The following is a 14,178-nucleotide window of genomic DNA, read 5'->3' as shown; positions in this document are numbered from 1 at the left end:
ATAATCCGCAGCGCACAGGGTGGTGGGGTCGGGATGCATCGCGTTCATCGGCGGACAGGCGTTATCCTCTGCCGCGAAGACAGGAGCCAACAGATGAAGATGGTCATGGCGGTGCTCAAGCCGTTCAAGCTCGACGACGTGCGCGAGGCGCTGGCCGAGCGCGGCGTCACCGGAATCACGGTCACCGAGGTCAAGGGCTTCGGGCGGCAGAAGGGCCACACCGAGCTCTACCGGGGCGCCGAGTACGTGGTGGACTTCCTGCCGAAGGTGAAGATCGAGGTGGCGGTCACCGACGGCCAGGTGGAGGACGTGGTGGAAGCGATCGTCAAAGCGGCGGGCACCGGCAAGATCGGCGACGGCAAGGTGTTCGTGTACGACCTGGGCAGCGTGGTGCGCATCCGCACCGGCGAACTGGACGCGGACGCGCTCTAGCCCTTGAACCACCGGTAAAAGCGCTTCCACGCCACCCGCACGCCGGCCACCCAGCGCGGATCGGCGACCTGCGCGGCCTCGGAGGCGCTCGGACGGGTGCCGGTGAGGCGCAGACGCATCTTCAACAGGTTCTTCCGGTCGCTGCGGCGCAGCTGGCGCGAGACCGGGTGCACCGGCAGCCAGCGTGGGCTGCGCCAGGCCGAGGTGAAGTCGACCAGCACCGGCACGCCACCGTTCACCATCACATTGGTGCCGTGCAGGTCGTTGTGGGTGATCCCCGCCGCGTGCAGGCGATCGAGCGCGAACTGCAGCTGTTCAAACACCTCGATGCCCACCGACTGGGCCGCGCTCAGGGTCTGGCCGGGAATGAACTCCATGCCCAGCGCCAGGCCGCCAATGGTGCCCAGCAGGGCCGGGGCGTGCTTCCAGCCGCTCAGGCGCTGCAGGATGCGCGCCTCGCGCCGGACCAGCAGGCGGGCGATCGGAGACAGCGGGGTGCCGCGATAGCGGGTGTAGTCCTTGACCACGGCCGGCTGCCCGTTGAGGCAGGTGCGGTAGACATCGGGTTCCAGCAGGCGTTCACCGCGCTTGAGCAGCTCGGCGGGGGCGGTGTCGTCGACACACGAAGCAACGGTTGTATTCATGACGTTCTGGGGCGACCCGGTGGTCGGCGCAAAGCGTCAGGCGTACCGGTGCTGCTGAATGGGAGAGGGCAGGAGTTCGTTAATTTTAGTACTCGTGAGTACACCAAACCAGCGTTTGTCGGAAAAATGTCATAACCGGACGTGGAACAGTTTGTCGCGTTAAAGGCGGGTGAAGACGTCCGAAAACGAAAAAACCGCATGAGAATCATGTAGTTGAGGTGCACCAACCGGGTCTGCGGTGAGCCGGCGCGACCTGCGCCCGCCACGAACAGGTCTCCCGGCCGCATCTGAACGTTGCAGGGAGGTCGCTTGACCCGGGGCGTATCGGTGCGGACCATAGTCCAGTTGAATACGCATGCGCGGCCGCGCCGCACCCGACGGCACGCTCTGTCGCGCATGACTCCCCCCGATGCAGGCCGGCTCTGGCCCTGCGTCCCCTTTTCACCCTGATGGGTTCCGGCAGCGGCCGGTGGATGCGTGATGATCAAGATTATCGTGGTGGTTCTGTTCGCGGCGTGCGTGCTGTACGTGCACTACCGCGGCAAGGTGCGCGCGCGCTGGTCGCGCCAGCTGCTCGACCATTCCAGCTTCATGGCCCCGATCAATGTGGTCATGTACGCGTTCTCGAAGGTGCCGACCACGCCGTTCCTGGATCCGGGCAAGGAGTTCCCGCAGCTGGAGCCGCTCCGCCAGAACTGGCAGGTGATCCGCGACGAGGCGCTGGCACTGCGCGAAGCGGACAAGATCGCCGCGTCCAGCACCTTCAACGATGCCGGCTTCAATTCCTTCTTCCGCCGTGGCTGGAAGCGCTTCTACCTGAAGTGGTACGGCCCGTCGCATCCGTCGGCCCGGACGCTGTGCCCGCAGACCACCGCGCTGCTGGAGTCGCTGCCGGACGTGCGCGCGGCGATGTTCGCCCAGCTGCCCTCGGGCAGCGAGCTGCGCCCGCACCGCGACCCGTTCGCCGGTTCGCTGCGCCTGCACCTGGGCCTGGCCACGCCGAACGATGATGGCTGCTACATCGAAGTGGACGGCATCAGGAAGAGCTGGCGCGATGGCGAGTGGATGATGTTCGACGAGACCTACATCCACCACGCGCACAACGAGACCCCGGATGACCGGGTGATCCTGTTCTGCGATATCGCCCGTCCGCTGCGCTTCGGCCTGCCGGGCCTGTTCAACCGCGCGGTGGCCTCGACGCTGCTGGCCGGTGGCGCTTCGCCGAACCTGCCGGGCGATCCGACCGGTGGGGTCAACAAGGCCTTTGGTGGGGTGTACAAGGTGCGGCTGAAGGCCAAGGCGCTGCGCGCGCGCAGTGCGTTTGCCTACCACGCGATCAAGTGGGGCCTGGTACTGCTGGTGATTGCGGGGATCTGGGCGTTGTAATCGCCGGGGTTTGCTTGGAGCCGGCCAGCGGCCGGCACTACAAAAAACCCGCGCTGTCTTGCCAGCGCGGGTTTTTTGTGGGGCGTGTGACGACCAACGGTCGTCACCTACCGCGTCAGCCCTTCAGGGCTGCCGCCACGAACGGCGGGGTGACCAGCACGCCGGTGTGCAGGGCGGCGGTGTAGTACAGGGTGTCGAACGACTTGGAGGCCGAATCGGCCTGGCGGAAGTCGAAGCTGCTCTGGCCCTTGCGCGCCAGGGTCACGCTCCACCAGCCGGTGGGGTAGCACGGCTGCGGGAACGGCAGGGTCTTGAACGCCTGGAAGCCGGCCTTGCCCATCTCGGTGCGCATTTCATTGATCAGGTCCAGCTGCATCAGCGGCGACTCGGACTGCTGCACCAGGATGCCGTCGTCCTTGAGCGCCTTGAAGCAGCTCTCATAGAACGCCTTGTTGAACAGGCCTTCGCCCGGGCCGACCGGATCGGTCGAATCCACGATGACCACGTCCACGCTGCCGGCCGGGCAGTTGGCCATGTAGGCCACGCCGTCATCGAACATCAGCTCGGCGCGCGGGTCGCCGTTGGAGTCGCACAGCTCCGGGAAATATTTCTCGGCCATGCGGGTGACCTGCTCGTCGATGTCGCACTGGGTCACGCTCTCCACGCCCTGGTGCTTGAGCACCTCGCGCAGGGTGCCGCAGTCGCCGCCGCCGATGATCACCACGCGCTTGGGCGCGGCGTGGGTGAACAGCACCGGGTGGCTGATCATCTCGTGATAGAAGAAGTTGTCCTTGCTGGTGAGCATGATGGCGCCATCGATGGTCATCAGGTTGCCCCAGTCGGTGGTCGCGAAGATCTCGATCTTCTGGAACGGCGACTGCACTTCATCGAGCTTGCCCGTCAGGCGGTAGCCGATGGCCGAGCCGGTGCGCTCGAAATGTTCGATGTACCAGTTGTTGTTGTCAGTCATGGAATAGCGGTCCTGTTCGGAAGGGGGTTGGAGCCGGGCTGGCGGCGGGGGCCGCGTGGCGCTAGCCACGTCCGGACGGGTCCGGCCTGTTCAGGTTTCCACCTGGGCACGGGCGCGGGCGCGCATGATAACGGAGCTGTCGCCACATAGGCGTTATCATGCACCCCCTTTTTTACCAACCAGGCCCACTGAAATGACCGATTGGTCCCTCGACCAAGCCCGCAAGACCTACTCGATTCCGCATTGGGCGGATGGCTACTTCGACGTGGATCAGGCAGGACACATGGTGGTGAGACCGACTGGCCAGGACGGCCCGGTGGTGTCGTTGCCGAAGATCGTGGACGCCGCGCGTGCCGCCGGGGCCAAGCTGCCGCTGCTGGTGCGCTTCCCGGACATCCTGGGCCAGCGCCTGGGCAAGCTGCAGTCCGCCTTCGGCCAGGCCCAGGCCGACTGGGACTACGCCGGCGGCTATACCGCGGTGTACCCGATCAAGGTCAACCAGCACCGTGGCGTGGCGGGCACCCTGGCCAGCCACCACGGCGAGGGCTTCGGCCTGGAGGCCGGCAGCAAGCCGGAGCTGATGGCGGTGCTGGCGCTGTCGCGCCCGGGCGGGCTGATCGTCTGCAACGGCTACAAGGACCGCGAGTACATCCGCCTGGCCCTGATCGGCCGCAAGCTGGGCCTGCAGACCTTCATCGTGATCGAGAAGCCCTCCGAGTTGAAGCTGGTGCTGGAGGAGTCCAAGGCGCTGGACGTGAAGCCGGGCCTGGGCGTGCGCATGCGCCTGGCCTCGCTGGGTGCGGGCAAGTGGCAGAACAGCGGCGGCGACAAGGCCAAGTTCGGCCTGTCCCCGCGCCAGCTGCTGGACCTGTGGAAGTCGCTGCGCGACACCGAATACGCCGACTGCCTGAGCCTGCTGCATTTCCACATGGGCTCGCAGATCTCCAACGTGCGCGACATCGCCAACGGCATGCGCGAGGCCACCCGCTACTTCGTGGAGCTGTCGCGCCTGGGCGCGAAGATCACCCACGTGGACGTGGGCGGCGGGCTGGGCGTGGATTACGAAGGCACCCGTTCGCGCAGCTTCTGCTCGATCAACTACGGCCTGGATTCCTACGCCAGCAACATCGTGCAGCCGCTGGCCAATGCCTGCGAGGAACATGGCCTGACCCCGCCGCGCATCGTCACCGAGTGTGGTCGTGCGATGACCGCGCACCACGCGGTGCTGATCGCCAACGTGTCGGAGGTCGAGGAGGCGCAGGAAGGCCGCGTGCCCGACCAGCACGACGACGAGCCGGCCGCGATCCGCCACCTGCGTGAGATCCACGACGACCTGGACAAGCGCCCGGCGGTGGAACTGTTCCAGGAAGCCCAGCATTTCCATGCCGAAGGGCTGTCCAGCTACGCGCTGGGCCAGATCGACCTGCCGCAGCGTGCGCGCATCGATGACCTGTTCTACGCCATCGCCCACGCCGTGCGCGCGCGGCTGAGCTATGACGAGAAGAGCCACCGCCCGGCATTGGATGAGTTGAACGAGCGCCTGGTGGACAAGTACTTCGTCAATTTCAGCGTGTTCGAATCGATCCCGGACGCCTGGGCGATCGACCAGGTGTTCCCGATCGTGCCGATCGAACGCCTGGACGAGGCGCCGCAGCGCCGCGGCATCATCGCGGACATGACCTGCGATTCGGACGGCATGGTGAAGACCTACGTCGAGAACGAGAGCCTGGACACGTCGCTGCCGCTGCACGCGCTGAAGTCGGGCGAGAGCTACCGGATCGGCTTCTTCATGGTCGGTGCCTACCAGGAGATCCTGGGCGACATCCACAACCTGTTCGGCGATACCGATGCGGTGGAAGTGCTGGCCAATGCCGATGGCTATGCCATCACCCAGCAGCGCCGCGGCGATACCACCGATGTGATGCTGGATTACGTGGGCTACAGCCTTGCCGAGCTGCGGGCGAGCTATGCCGAGCGGGTGGCTGCGGCGAACCTGTCGCCGGCCCGCGCGCAGGAACTGTCCGATGCGCTGGAAGCCGGCCTGACCGGCTACACGTACCTGTCCGACGAGCCGCTGGCCTGATGCGCCCGACCGCTGCCGGCACCGTGCCGGTGGCGGTCGACCCGTGTTCCGCATGAGCACCCGCGCGATCATCCACCTGCTGCTGCATGCCGCCGTGCCGGCGTTGCTGGCGTGGATGTTCTGGCGCAAGCGTTTCCTGTCCGCCTGGGGGCTGTTGCTGCTGGGCTGGATCATCGACCTGGACCACCTGCTGGCCGATCCGATCTATGCGCCCAACCGGTGCAGCATCGGTTTCCACCCGTTGCATACGGCGCCGGCCATGGCCGTGTACGCGGGGCTGTGCGTGCCGAAGAAGACGCGGTTGTTCGGGATAGGGTTGATCGTCCACATCGTGTTGGACGCGATCGACTGCTGGTGGATGCACGCGCGCTGACGGGGTAGAGCCGACTGGGTAGAGCCGACTGTATGTGCCACCCAGCCCACGCCACCCACGCGTCAACCGGCCGGCAGCGTCAACGTCGCCTGCAACCCCGGGCTGCCATTGCGCAGCACCAGTGTGCCGCCGTAGCTCTCGGCGATATCGGCCACGATCGCCAACCCCAACCCGCTGCCGGGCGCGCGCTGGTCCAGGCGCACGCCACGACCCAGCACGCTGTCCAGGTGCTCGTCGGGCAGGCCGCTGCCGTCGTCGCCCACCTCGATGCGCATGCGGTTGCCGATGTGCGCCACCTTCACCTCGACCCGGTGCGCGGCCCACTTGCCGGCGTTGTCGAGCAGGTTGCCGAGCATCTCTTCCAGGTCTTCGCGCGCACCGGCGAACAGGCCCTGCGCCTGCGGGTCGAACACAAACACCAGCGCGCGCTCGGTGTGCACGCGCTGCATCAGGCCGCACAGCGCGGTGACCACCGGGCCCACCGGCGTGCGCTGCTGATGGTCGGCCGCCACGCCCACCGCCAGGTAGCGGTCGATGCTGGCCTGCATGCGCGCCGTCTCGCCGCGCACGGTCTGGCGCCAATCGCTGCCGGCACCTTCGGCCTCGTTGGCGAGGACGGTCAACGGCGTCTTCAGGGCATGCGCGAGGTCTTCGGCGCTGCGCCGGGCGCGCAGCACCATGCGGCCGTGGTGATCGAGCAGGGCGTTGAGCTCGCCCGCCAGCGGCGCGACTTCCTTCACCAGTCCGCGTTGCGGGAAGCGCACGTCCTCGCCGTTGCGCACCTGTTCGGCGATGCGGCCCAGCTCGGCCAGCGGCCGCAGGCCGTAGTGCACCTGGGTGACCAGTACCGCGAACCACAGGGCGATCAGCACGATCAGGGCCAGCGCGGTACGTTGGCGGAACGCACTTACCTGCGCGTCCAGCTGGCTGCGGTCCGTGGCCACCATGACGCGCAGTGGCGTGGCGGCACGCGGCAGCGTGACCTGCTGGGCCAGGACACGCAGCGGCTGCTGCAGTGGACCGCTGGTATCGAAGGCCTGCGCCGGACCCGTATGCAGCGCTGCAGGGGCGGCCAGCGTGTCATCCCACAGCGAGCGCGACTGGCCGAGCGGGCGGCCCTGCGCATCCTGCACCTGCCAGTACGCACCGGAAAACACCCGGCGGTAGTGTTCGTCGCCCAGTTCCCCGCGTACCTGCACGCCTCCCTGGGCGTCGGCTTCCACCAGCGCCAGCACCGCGATCAGGTCGTTGCCCAGGCGCTGGTCCATGGCCGCATGGGCCGAGCGTTCGTACATCGCGCCCAGCCACCAGGTGGCCAGCGCGGAGACCAGCACCATGCCCAGGCCGCCGGCCAGCAACAGGCGGCTGCGCAGCGAACGGGTCTTCATGGCTGTGCCGAGAGGCGGAAGCCCTGGCCGCGGTGTGTGTGGATGAGGGTGCTGCCCAGCTTGCGGCGGATGCGCCCGATCAGCACGTCCAGGGTATTGGAATCGGGGTCGAAACCGGATTCGTACACGTGCTCGCCCAGTCGGGCGCGGCTGATGACGGTGTCGGGGTGGTGCATGAAGTAACTCAGGATGCGGTGTTCGTGCGGGCTGAGCGGCAGCAGCACCCCGTCCAGTTCGAAGCGGCCGGCGTTGACGTCCAGCCGCAGTGGGCCGCACTGCAGGCGCGGGCTGGCATGGCCGGCACTGCGGCGGATCAAGGCACGCAGCCGCAGCAGCAGTTCCTCGGGCTGGAACGGTTTGGTCAGGAAGTCATCGGCACCGGCGTCGAAACCGGCCAGCTTGTCGTGCCAACGCGCGCGCGCGGTCAATACCAGCACCGGGAAATCGCGTCCGGCCTGGCGCCAGCGCTCGATGACGCTGAGCCCATCCAAGCCGGGCAGGCCCAGGTCGACAATCGCCGCGGCGATGTCCTCCACCTGGCCCTGGTACTCGGCATCGAGCCCTTCGCTGCTGTGCACGACCACGTAACCGGCGTCCTCGAGCAGCAGCTGCAGCTGGCTGGCGAGCAGCGCATCGTCCTCGGCTAGCAGGAGTCGCATCAGTCTTCTTCCATCTTCAGCAGGCGGCCGCTGGTCGCATCATAGTCGAGCTCCATCACCACGCCGTTGGCGCCGAGGATCTCGATCTCGTACTTGCCGTCGTCCAGCTCCACTTCCAGCAGCTGCCCCGGATAGCGGCGCAGCGCATCGCGCACCACCGTCTCCAGCGGCACGTAGCGACCCTGCTGCACGGCCTCGCGCACCGCCTGCTGCTGGCGCGCGCCACCATCCAGCACCCGCATGGGCTCCTGCGCGGCAGCGGTCAACAGCAGGGGCAGGAGCAGCGACAGGGCGGTCATGGCAGCGGGGTCGGCGAAAGGCTGCCTACGGTATACGCAGCGCCTTTAAACGTGGCCTAACAGCGGCCCTCATGGTCCGCTTAAGTGCGCTTGCCAGACTGGCGGCGCCGGGATGGTCCGGTGCCCTTTCAGGAACTCCTCCATGAACACGCTCATCCTTGCCGCCGCCCTGGCGACCGCCTTCACCGCTGCCCCGGCCGTTGCCGCCGATCTCTCCGCTGCCGACGTGCAGGCCAAGCTGCGCACCGCCGGTTACACCCAGGTGCATGAGCTGGAGCGCGACGACGGCGTGTGGGAAGCCGATGTGACCCGGGCCGATGGCAGCGTGGACGACGTCATCATTGATCCGGCCACGGGCGAAATCTTCGACCCGCGCAGCGGTCGCGCCGTGCTGGATGCCGGACAGATCCTGGCCCTGGCCGGCAAGGCCGGGCTGACCCATATCGAGTCGGTCGAGCGCGACGGCGCCACCTGGACGCTTGAGGCGCGCAACGCCCGCAACCAGCCCGTGGATGTGCGCATGAGCGGGCATGACGGACGCGTGCTGTCCACCCGTCGCGACGGCTGGTGGGACTGAGCCGCGCCGCGCGCGGCCATCATGCAAACGGCCGGGTTGCCCCGGCCGTGTAGTTGCTGCGTACGCGGCGGTTACCAGCCTACCGGGCCGGGACCGTCCCAGTAGCCGCGGCCATAGCCGCCATACCCGCCGCCATACGGTCCATAGAAGCCCGGGCCCTTGCCCTCGCTGATCTGGATGTTGAGGTTCATGCTGCGGGTCTTGCCGTCGTCGTTGGTGTAGTTCTTGTTGAGGTTCAACTCGGCGGCGTTGTAGTGCGTATTGCCGAAGTTCTTGGCGTAGCCGATGCCGGTGGTGATGCTGCCGTTGACCCGCAGCTTGTCGTCGGTGACGTCGGCAATGCCGTTGGCCGCCGCACCGCGCGGGGTCGCGCGGCGGCCGGTCTTGTCGCCGTAGAAGGTGCCGGGCGGATCGCCACGCAGGGTGGGGTCGTTGAGGTACTGCAGCGGCTGCTGCGGTACCGACAGGTCAAGATCGGTCGCCGACTGCGGGCCGGTGGCGCCGGCAGCGGTCTGGGCCAGCGCAACACCGGGGGCCATCAGGCACAACAGCAGGGAAAGCGGGCGGATCATGGTGGGCTCCGGGCAGGCAATGCGGCCGATAGCGCTGACGCTAGCAGCCGTTGGTTGAATGATGCCTGTCATGGGGCCCGTTGGGTGGACTATCGACCCACGGCGGATGCCTGCCGGTCGGTCGGCCCCCTCAGACCAGGCGTTGGAACCCGAACAGCGCCGCCAACGGGTGGCGTCGGCGTTCAATCCGCGCCCGCAGCAGGCCCGCGCCGATCATGGAGTAGGTGATGCCATTGCCGCCGTAGGCCATGGCAAACAGCACCCGTGGGCCCCATTGCGGGTGCGGGCCGAAGAACGGCAGCCCGTCGTGGGTCTCGGCAAACGTACCGCCCCAGGAGAAGGCCGGCTGCAACGGCAGGTGCGGGAACAGCCTGGCGACCTGCTTGAGCAGGGTGCCGGTCTTGCCGGCCACCCGGGCATCGCGCCGTGCGGGGATATCGACCGTATCGTCCTCGCCGCCGACCAGCAGGCGATGGTCGCCGGTGCTGCGCATGTACAGGTAGGGACGCGCCGATTCCCAGACCATGGTGTCGGTGAGCGGCCCAAGCAGGGCGGTGTCGATCGGGTCGGTGATGAAGGCATAGCTGCTGCGGTTGCGCGCCACGCGCTGCTTCAGCCAGTGCTGGCCGGCGTAGCCGGTGGCGAGCACCACGTGGCGGCTGCGGATGCGCACGCCCTCCGGCGTGGTGGCGGTGACCCCGCGCGCGGTGGGTTGCAGGGTGTGCAGCACCGTGCGGTCGTGCACCGCGCAGCCGGCCTTGGCCAGCCGCATCAGCAGCCGGTAGGTGAGCTGGTAGGGGTCCACCCGCGCGGCCAGCGCGCTGAGGATCGCGCCCGGTGCCTGGATGCCGTAGTCCTCGCGCACGGCGTCAGCGTCCAGCCAGCGCACGTCGAAGCCGTGCCTGCGGCGCAGCGCGTACTCGTCCTGCAGCACCGCGCGGTGCCGCCGCTTGCTCGCGTAGTACAGGCTCTGCATGGGGTGGCAGTCGACCCCGCGAAAGCCCGACGCGACTGCGCGCAGCGCCGGTATCGCCTCGGCGCAGGCGCGGTAGGCCAGCACGGCGGCCTCTTCGCCGTACTGCTGGGCCAGGTCGATGAGATGGGTGTCGATCTCGTACTGCAGCAGCGCGGTGCTGGCCGCAGTGCTGCCCCAGCCGATGTCGCGCTGCTCGATGAGCGCCACGTCGTGGCCGTGCGCGCACAGCTCGTTGGCGATCAGCGCGCCGCTGATGCCGCCACCGACGACCAGGACATCGCAGTTGACGTCCTCGCGCAGCGGCGGAAACGCATGCATCAGCCCGTTGCGGACTGCCCAGAAGGGATAACCGCTCTTGAGATCCATGTGCGGTCAGGCGGTGGGGTGGCCGGTGTGCGGGGTGTGGATCAACGGGGTGAGGTCGAACCCCTGCTGCCGGGCCTGCGCCAGGTAGTGCTCCTGGGTGGTCACGTCCAGCTGCGGTTCGCGTGCCAGCAGCCACAGGAATTTGCGGTCGGGGCTGCCGACCAGGGCCACGCTGTAATCCGGCGCCACCTGGATCACCCAGTAGTCGCCTTTGGTGAACGGAATCCAGCGCAGTCCCTTGGGCAGGAAGCTCACCTCCAGGCGCGCGCTGTCATTGTCCACCGCGCAGGCCTCGCCTTCGGCTTCTTCGATCTCATTGCCCAGCCGGCAACGGTTGAGGACCGCAACGTGCCCGTTTTCTTTCAGGCTGTAGTGCGCGGTGACGTCGGTGCACTCGGCCGGTTCGTGCTTCATGGGCAGCCGTGCGATCTCGTACCAGGTGCCGAGGTAGCGCGGCAGCTTGAGGTCGGCGACGGTCTTCAGGTCGGCATGTGTGTTCATCGCAGGCACGGTGGCGGAGAGGACGGCCACGATGACGGGAGCGATGCCACGGCGGAGTGAAGCCGATCCTGACGCGGGAACGATGCGTTGCCATGGCGTGACGCCACGCGGAGGGGGCCGCGGCTATGCTGGTGTGACGGGCGTGAGGCGCCCCATCATTCAGTAGAAGGAGATGCGGATGTACCAGGTGATCCTGCTTACGAGCCCGAGCGGCTTTGCCCGCCAGCAGCGGGAGGCGGCGGACGAGGTCGTGGAGCACGAAGGGGTGGTCTATTCGCTGCGGGCCGGCCCGCGCCAGCCGCTGCCCACCGACCATGCCTGGGACGAGGTCGCGGTGTACGCGCCCGAGGAGATCAGCGAAGAGGAGTTCCAGGACTGGTACGCCGCGCTGCAGCCACAGGTCGAGGAACTTCGGCTGAAGTATTGAAGGCGCATACCCGGTGTGAACGGGCAGCGGTTTATAGTCCGGGCAGGCGCGGTGGTCCGCGTGAACCGTAGGTGCTGGTTTGTCCTTCCGTCATCGTTTCCCCCTGCTGCGGTCGTTGGCCGCTGTACTGATGTCTGCCTGGCTGTGCATGGCCCCCGCGGCGCTTGCGCAGACCCCTGACGACGGCGCCGCCGACCCGAAGGTACAGCTGGCCCAGGCCGACAAGGACCTGAAGTCGATCCGTGCCTCGCTGCAGGATGCCGAGACCCGCGAAACGCTCTCTGCGCTGTTCGAGCGTGCGATGGGCGTACAGCGCGACGCCGACGACGCGCAGGCCGGCCTGCAGCCGCAGCTGGACCAGCTGGACACCCGCCTGACCCAGCTGGGCACCGTGGCCGAGGGTACGGTGGAGGCGCGTGAGCTTGCCCAGCAGCGCAGGACCCTGACCCAGCAGCGCGCCGACATCGCCTCGGCCATCGCCCGCGCAAAGCTGCTCTCGGTGGACGCCAAACAGTTGGGGGCGGACATCGAGAAGATGCGCGTGAGCCAGCTCAGCGAAGAGCTGTCGCGCAAGGTCAACTCGCCGCTGTCGCCGTCGCTGTGGCGGCAGTTCGCCAAGGACGTCCCGGCCGACCTGCAGCGCCTGGGGGCGCTGTACCGGCAGGGCGAAAGCACCGCAGGCAAGGCGATCGCCCAGCACGGCTGGACCGCGCCGCTGACCGGACTGCTGGTGGCGCTGCTGATGTTCTTCCCGTTGCGGCTGTGGCTGCGCGCAGTGGGGCGCCGCTATGCCGCGTCCGAGCGCGCGCCGGATGGGCGCCTTCGCCGCTCCGGCCTGGCGGTGTGGCTGCTGGTGGTGGGCACGCTGCTGCCCGGCCTGGCCGGCGTGGTGCTGGTGGGGTCGCTGGATGCCATCGGCGCGATCCCCCCGCGCTTGGAAAAAGTGGCCTTCAGTTTCCAGGTGGCGACCTTCATCGCGTCCTTCATCGCCGCGCTGAGCGCCTGCCTGCTGGTGCCCAAGCGCCCGTCGTGGCGCCTGCTCAATCTGGATGACACCGCCGCATGGCGGCTGCGCAAGTACGCGTGGGGTGCGGCGGGGCTGACCTGGATCAGCATCCTGCTGGTGGAGATCAACCGTGCCGTGCGTACCAGCGCCATCACCACGGTGGCGGTCGACGGGCTGATCGCCATTGCCTACATGGGGCTCATCATCGCGATCCTGGTGTCGCTGGCGCGCCTGCACCGCCGCCAGACCGACGAAGCGGCGGCGAAGCTGGAGGCGCAGGCGCAGTCCGACGGCAAGGGCAAGGGGCCGCCGCGTCGCAGTGGCTGGATCGTCATCGCACGGCTGGCGGGTCACGTGGTGGTCGCCGCCGCCGTGATCGCCACCCTGCTGGGCTACCTCAACCTGGCCCTGTTCGTGGCGCAGCAGCTGGTCTGGGGCGCGGTGGTGCTGATGGCCGCGTCGCTGCTGATGAAGTTCGCCGACGACCTGGCCACGTGGGTGCTGTGCCCCACCAGCAGCGTCGGCAGGACCGTGGTGCTGACCACCGGGTTGAGCGAGTCGCGGGTGATCCAGGCCGGCGTGCTGCTCTCGGCCGTGCTGCGGATCTGCGTCATCCTGTTCGCGGTGATGGCACTGACCGCACCGTTCGGCAACATGAGCGCGCTGTTCAGCGGCCTGGATACGCTGTCCAACGGCATCAACCTCGGCGACAACCTGGTGCTCAAACCGAGCAGCGTGTTGTATGCGGTGCTGGCGTTCCTGCTGGTCTGGGCGGTGATGCAGACCTTCCAGCGCTGGCTCACCGACACCTACCTGCCCAATACCGAGCTCGATGCCGGCGCCCGCAACTCCATCAGTACGGTCACCCGCTACCTGGGCATCATCGCGGCGGTGCTGTGGAGCCTGACCGCGCTGGGCATCGGCCTGGAGAAACTGGCGCTGGTGGTGAGCGCGCTGTCGGTGGGCATCGGCTTCGGCCTGCAGGCGATCACCCAGAATTTCGTGTCCGGCCTGATCCTGCTCGCCGAGCGGCCGGTCAAGATTGGTGACTGGGTGAAGCTGGGCGACCAGGAAGGCGACATCAAACGCATCAGCGTGCGCTCCACCGAGATCCAGGTCGGCGACAAGTCCACGCTGATCGTGCCCAACTCCGAGCTGATCACCAAGACCATCCGCAACATGACGATGGGCAATGCACAGGGCCGGATCCAGATCCAGTTCACCGTGCCGCTCAGCACCGACGTGGCGGCGGTGCGGCAGATCCTGCTCGATGCGTACGCCGAGCATGTGGGCGTACTGGCCGATCCGGCGGCGTCGGTGTTCATCGACTCGATCGCCAACGGACAGATCGCGATCAACAGCTTCGCCTACACCTCCGGCCCGCGCGCGGTGTACGGGGTGCGCAGCGACCTGTACTTCACCATGCTGCAGAAGTTCGCCGCGGCCGGCATCGCGCTGTCCTCGCCAACCGACATCCATCTGGTGCGGCAGGCGCCGCCGCAGCCCGATTCCTGACCGC

General features: G+C 67.7%; 15 protein-coding genes. 7 read left to right on the top strand and 8 right to left on the bottom strand.

What is annotated here, in order from left to right; genetic code table 11:
* The first annotated feature begins 93 nt into the window (after nt 1-93).
* Nucleotides 94-432: a P-II family nitrogen regulator gene (locus tag RT456_RS09180; protein WP_313345461.1), complete on the top strand. Its 339-nt coding sequence runs from the start codon at nt 94-96 to the stop codon at nt 430-432.
* On the opposite strand, the gene RT456_RS09175 is transcribed toward RT456_RS09180, so the two are convergent.
* Nucleotides 429-1,076: a kinase gene (locus RT456_RS09175; protein ID WP_313345458.1), complete on the bottom strand. Its 648-nt coding sequence runs from the start codon at nt 1,074-1,076 to the stop codon at nt 429-431. The genes RT456_RS09180 and RT456_RS09175 overlap by 4 nt on opposite strands.
* 480 nt (nt 1,077-1,556) lie before the next feature.
* Here RT456_RS09175 and RT456_RS09170 point away from each other — a divergent pair, with 480 nt between their 5' ends.
* On the top strand, nt 1,557-2,462 hold the full coding sequence (locus RT456_RS09170) for an aspartyl/asparaginyl beta-hydroxylase domain-containing protein (RefSeq protein ID WP_313345455.1): 906 nt from the start codon (nt 1,557-1,559) through the stop codon (nt 2,460-2,462).
* 115 nt (nt 2,463-2,577) lie between these two features.
* Here RT456_RS09170 and speE read toward each other — a convergent pair whose 3' ends face one another.
* Nucleotides 2,578-3,432 (bottom strand): polyamine aminopropyltransferase, encoded by an 855-nt coding sequence (gene speE / locus RT456_RS09165; protein ID WP_313345453.1) that lies wholly within the window; start codon nt 3,430-3,432, stop codon nt 2,578-2,580.
* A gap of 193 nt (nt 3,433-3,625) precedes the next feature.
* Between speE and speA the strand changes: the two genes are divergently transcribed.
* Nucleotides 3,626-5,515, top strand: a complete 1,890-nt coding sequence (speA, locus tag RT456_RS09160; RefSeq protein WP_313345451.1) for an arginine decarboxylase — start codon at nt 3,626-3,628, stop codon at nt 5,513-5,515.
* 52 nt (nt 5,516-5,567) lie between these two features.
* Nucleotides 5,568-5,888: a DUF6122 family protein gene (locus tag RT456_RS09155; protein WP_313345448.1), complete on the top strand. Its 321-nt coding sequence runs from the start codon at nt 5,568-5,570 to the stop codon at nt 5,886-5,888.
* A 62-nt stretch (nt 5,889-5,950) separates the two neighbouring features.
* Here the strand turns inward: RT456_RS09155 and RT456_RS09150 are convergent, their stop codons facing one another.
* The 3 genes from RT456_RS09150 to RT456_RS09140 are packed head-to-tail and all read right to left on the bottom strand — an operon-like array spanning nt 5,951 to nt 8,177.
* Nucleotides 5,951-7,276: a HAMP domain-containing sensor histidine kinase gene (locus RT456_RS09150; RefSeq protein ID WP_313345445.1), complete on the bottom strand. Its 1,326-nt coding sequence runs from the start codon at nt 7,274-7,276 to the stop codon at nt 5,951-5,953.
* Entirely contained in the window at nt 7,273-7,935 is a 663-nt protein-coding gene (locus tag RT456_RS09145) for a response regulator transcription factor (protein ID WP_313345442.1), read from the bottom strand. Before RT456_RS09145 ends, RT456_RS09150 begins: the two co-directional genes overlap by 4 nt.
* Nucleotides 7,935-8,177, bottom strand: coding sequence for a PepSY domain-containing protein (locus RT456_RS09140; protein WP_313345618.1), 243 nt, complete (start codon nt 8,175-8,177; stop codon nt 7,935-7,937). The genes RT456_RS09145 and RT456_RS09140 overlap by 1 nt, the downstream gene beginning before the upstream one ends.
* Nucleotides 8,178-8,376: 199 nt before the next feature.
* Here RT456_RS09140 and RT456_RS09135 point away from each other — a divergent pair, with 199 nt between their 5' ends.
* Nucleotides 8,377-8,811: a PepSY domain-containing protein gene (locus RT456_RS09135; protein WP_313345439.1), complete on the top strand. Its 435-nt coding sequence runs from the start codon at nt 8,377-8,379 to the stop codon at nt 8,809-8,811.
* A gap of 71 nt (nt 8,812-8,882) precedes the next feature.
* Here the strand turns inward: RT456_RS09135 and RT456_RS09130 are convergent, their stop codons facing one another.
* The 3 genes from RT456_RS09130 to RT456_RS09120 all read right to left on the bottom strand — a co-directional run bounded on the left by RT456_RS09130 (nt 8,883) and on the right by RT456_RS09120 (nt 11,226).
* Nucleotides 8,883-9,383 (bottom strand): hypothetical protein, encoded by a 501-nt coding sequence (locus tag RT456_RS09130; RefSeq protein ID WP_313345436.1) that lies wholly within the window; start codon nt 9,381-9,383, stop codon nt 8,883-8,885.
* Nucleotides 9,384-9,513: 130 nt separating this feature from the next.
* Entirely contained in the window at nt 9,514-10,725 is a 1,212-nt protein-coding gene (locus tag RT456_RS09125) for an FAD-dependent oxidoreductase (protein WP_313345433.1), read from the bottom strand.
* Between the two features lie 6 nt (nt 10,726-10,731).
* Complete coding sequence (locus RT456_RS09120; RefSeq protein ID WP_313345431.1) at nt 10,732-11,226, bottom strand: lipocalin family protein; 495 nt, start codon at nt 11,224-11,226, stop codon at nt 10,732-10,734.
* Nucleotides 11,227-11,404: 178 nt separating this feature from the next.
* On the opposite strand from RT456_RS09120, the gene RT456_RS09115 reads away from it, so the two are divergent.
* Together RT456_RS09115 and RT456_RS09110 are read left to right on the top strand one after the other, a co-directional pair.
* The gene (locus tag RT456_RS09115; RefSeq protein ID WP_313345429.1) at nt 11,405-11,653 is read left to right on the top strand and encodes a hypothetical protein; all 249 of its coding nucleotides are present in this window, start codon (nt 11,405-11,407) and stop codon (nt 11,651-11,653) included.
* Nucleotides 11,654-11,783: 130 nt separating this feature from the next.
* A complete protein-coding gene (locus RT456_RS09110; protein WP_313345426.1) occupies nt 11,784-14,174 on the top strand; it encodes a DUF3772 domain-containing protein in 2,391 nt (796 codons plus the stop codon).
* Nucleotides 14,175-14,178: the final 4 nt, after the last annotated feature.

The sequence above is a fragment of the Stenotrophomonas sp. genome (genome assembly GCF_032099025.1).
In the GTDB taxonomy this organism is placed as follows: Bacteria; Pseudomonadota; Gammaproteobacteria; order Xanthomonadales; family Xanthomonadaceae; genus Stenotrophomonas.
Note: the sequence above shows the minus strand (reverse complement) of the source record. Positions and strands in the feature narration are given on the sequence as shown.

What these genes read in the sequence shown, in the direction of transcription:
- RT456_RS09180 (WP_313345461.1), top strand. Translation starts at nt 94, where the DNA reads ATGAAGATGGTCATGGCGGTGCTCAAGCCGTTCAAGCTCGACGACGTG.
- RT456_RS09175 (WP_313345458.1), bottom strand. Translation starts at nt 1,076, where the DNA reads ATGAATACAACCGTTGCTTCGTGTGTCGACGACACCGCCCCCGCCGAG.
- RT456_RS09170 (WP_313345455.1), top strand. Translation starts at nt 1,557, where the DNA reads ATGATCAAGATTATCGTGGTGGTTCTGTTCGCGGCGTGCGTGCTGTAC.
- speE (WP_313345453.1), bottom strand. Translation starts at nt 3,432, where the DNA reads ATGACTGACAACAACAACTGGTACATCGAACATTTCGAGCGCACCGGC.
- speA (WP_313345451.1), top strand. Translation starts at nt 3,626, where the DNA reads ATGACCGATTGGTCCCTCGACCAAGCCCGCAAGACCTACTCGATTCCG.
- RT456_RS09155 (WP_313345448.1), top strand. Translation starts at nt 5,568, where the DNA reads ATGAGCACCCGCGCGATCATCCACCTGCTGCTGCATGCCGCCGTGCCG.
- RT456_RS09150 (WP_313345445.1), bottom strand. Translation starts at nt 7,276, where the DNA reads ATGAAGACCCGTTCGCTGCGCAGCCGCCTGTTGCTGGCCGGCGGCCTG.
- RT456_RS09145 (WP_313345442.1), bottom strand. Translation starts at nt 7,935, where the DNA reads ATGCGACTCCTGCTAGCCGAGGACGATGCGCTGCTCGCCAGCCAGCTG.
- RT456_RS09140 (WP_313345618.1), bottom strand. Translation starts at nt 8,177, where the DNA reads ATGCGGGTGCTGGATGGTGGCGCGCGCCAGCAGCAGGCGGTGCGCGAG.
- RT456_RS09135 (WP_313345439.1), top strand. Translation starts at nt 8,377, where the DNA reads ATGAACACGCTCATCCTTGCCGCCGCCCTGGCGACCGCCTTCACCGCT.
- RT456_RS09130 (WP_313345436.1), bottom strand. Translation starts at nt 9,383, where the DNA reads ATGATCCGCCCGCTTTCCCTGCTGTTGTGCCTGATGGCCCCCGGTGTT.
- RT456_RS09125 (WP_313345433.1), bottom strand. Translation starts at nt 10,725, where the DNA reads ATGGATCTCAAGAGCGGTTATCCCTTCTGGGCAGTCCGCAACGGGCTG.
- RT456_RS09120 (WP_313345431.1), bottom strand. Translation starts at nt 11,226, where the DNA reads ATGAACACACATGCCGACCTGAAGACCGTCGCCGACCTCAAGCTGCCG.
- RT456_RS09115 (WP_313345429.1), top strand. Translation starts at nt 11,405, where the DNA reads ATGTACCAGGTGATCCTGCTTACGAGCCCGAGCGGCTTTGCCCGCCAG.
- RT456_RS09110 (WP_313345426.1), top strand. Translation starts at nt 11,784, where the DNA reads ATGTCTGCCTGGCTGTGCATGGCCCCCGCGGCGCTTGCGCAGACCCCT.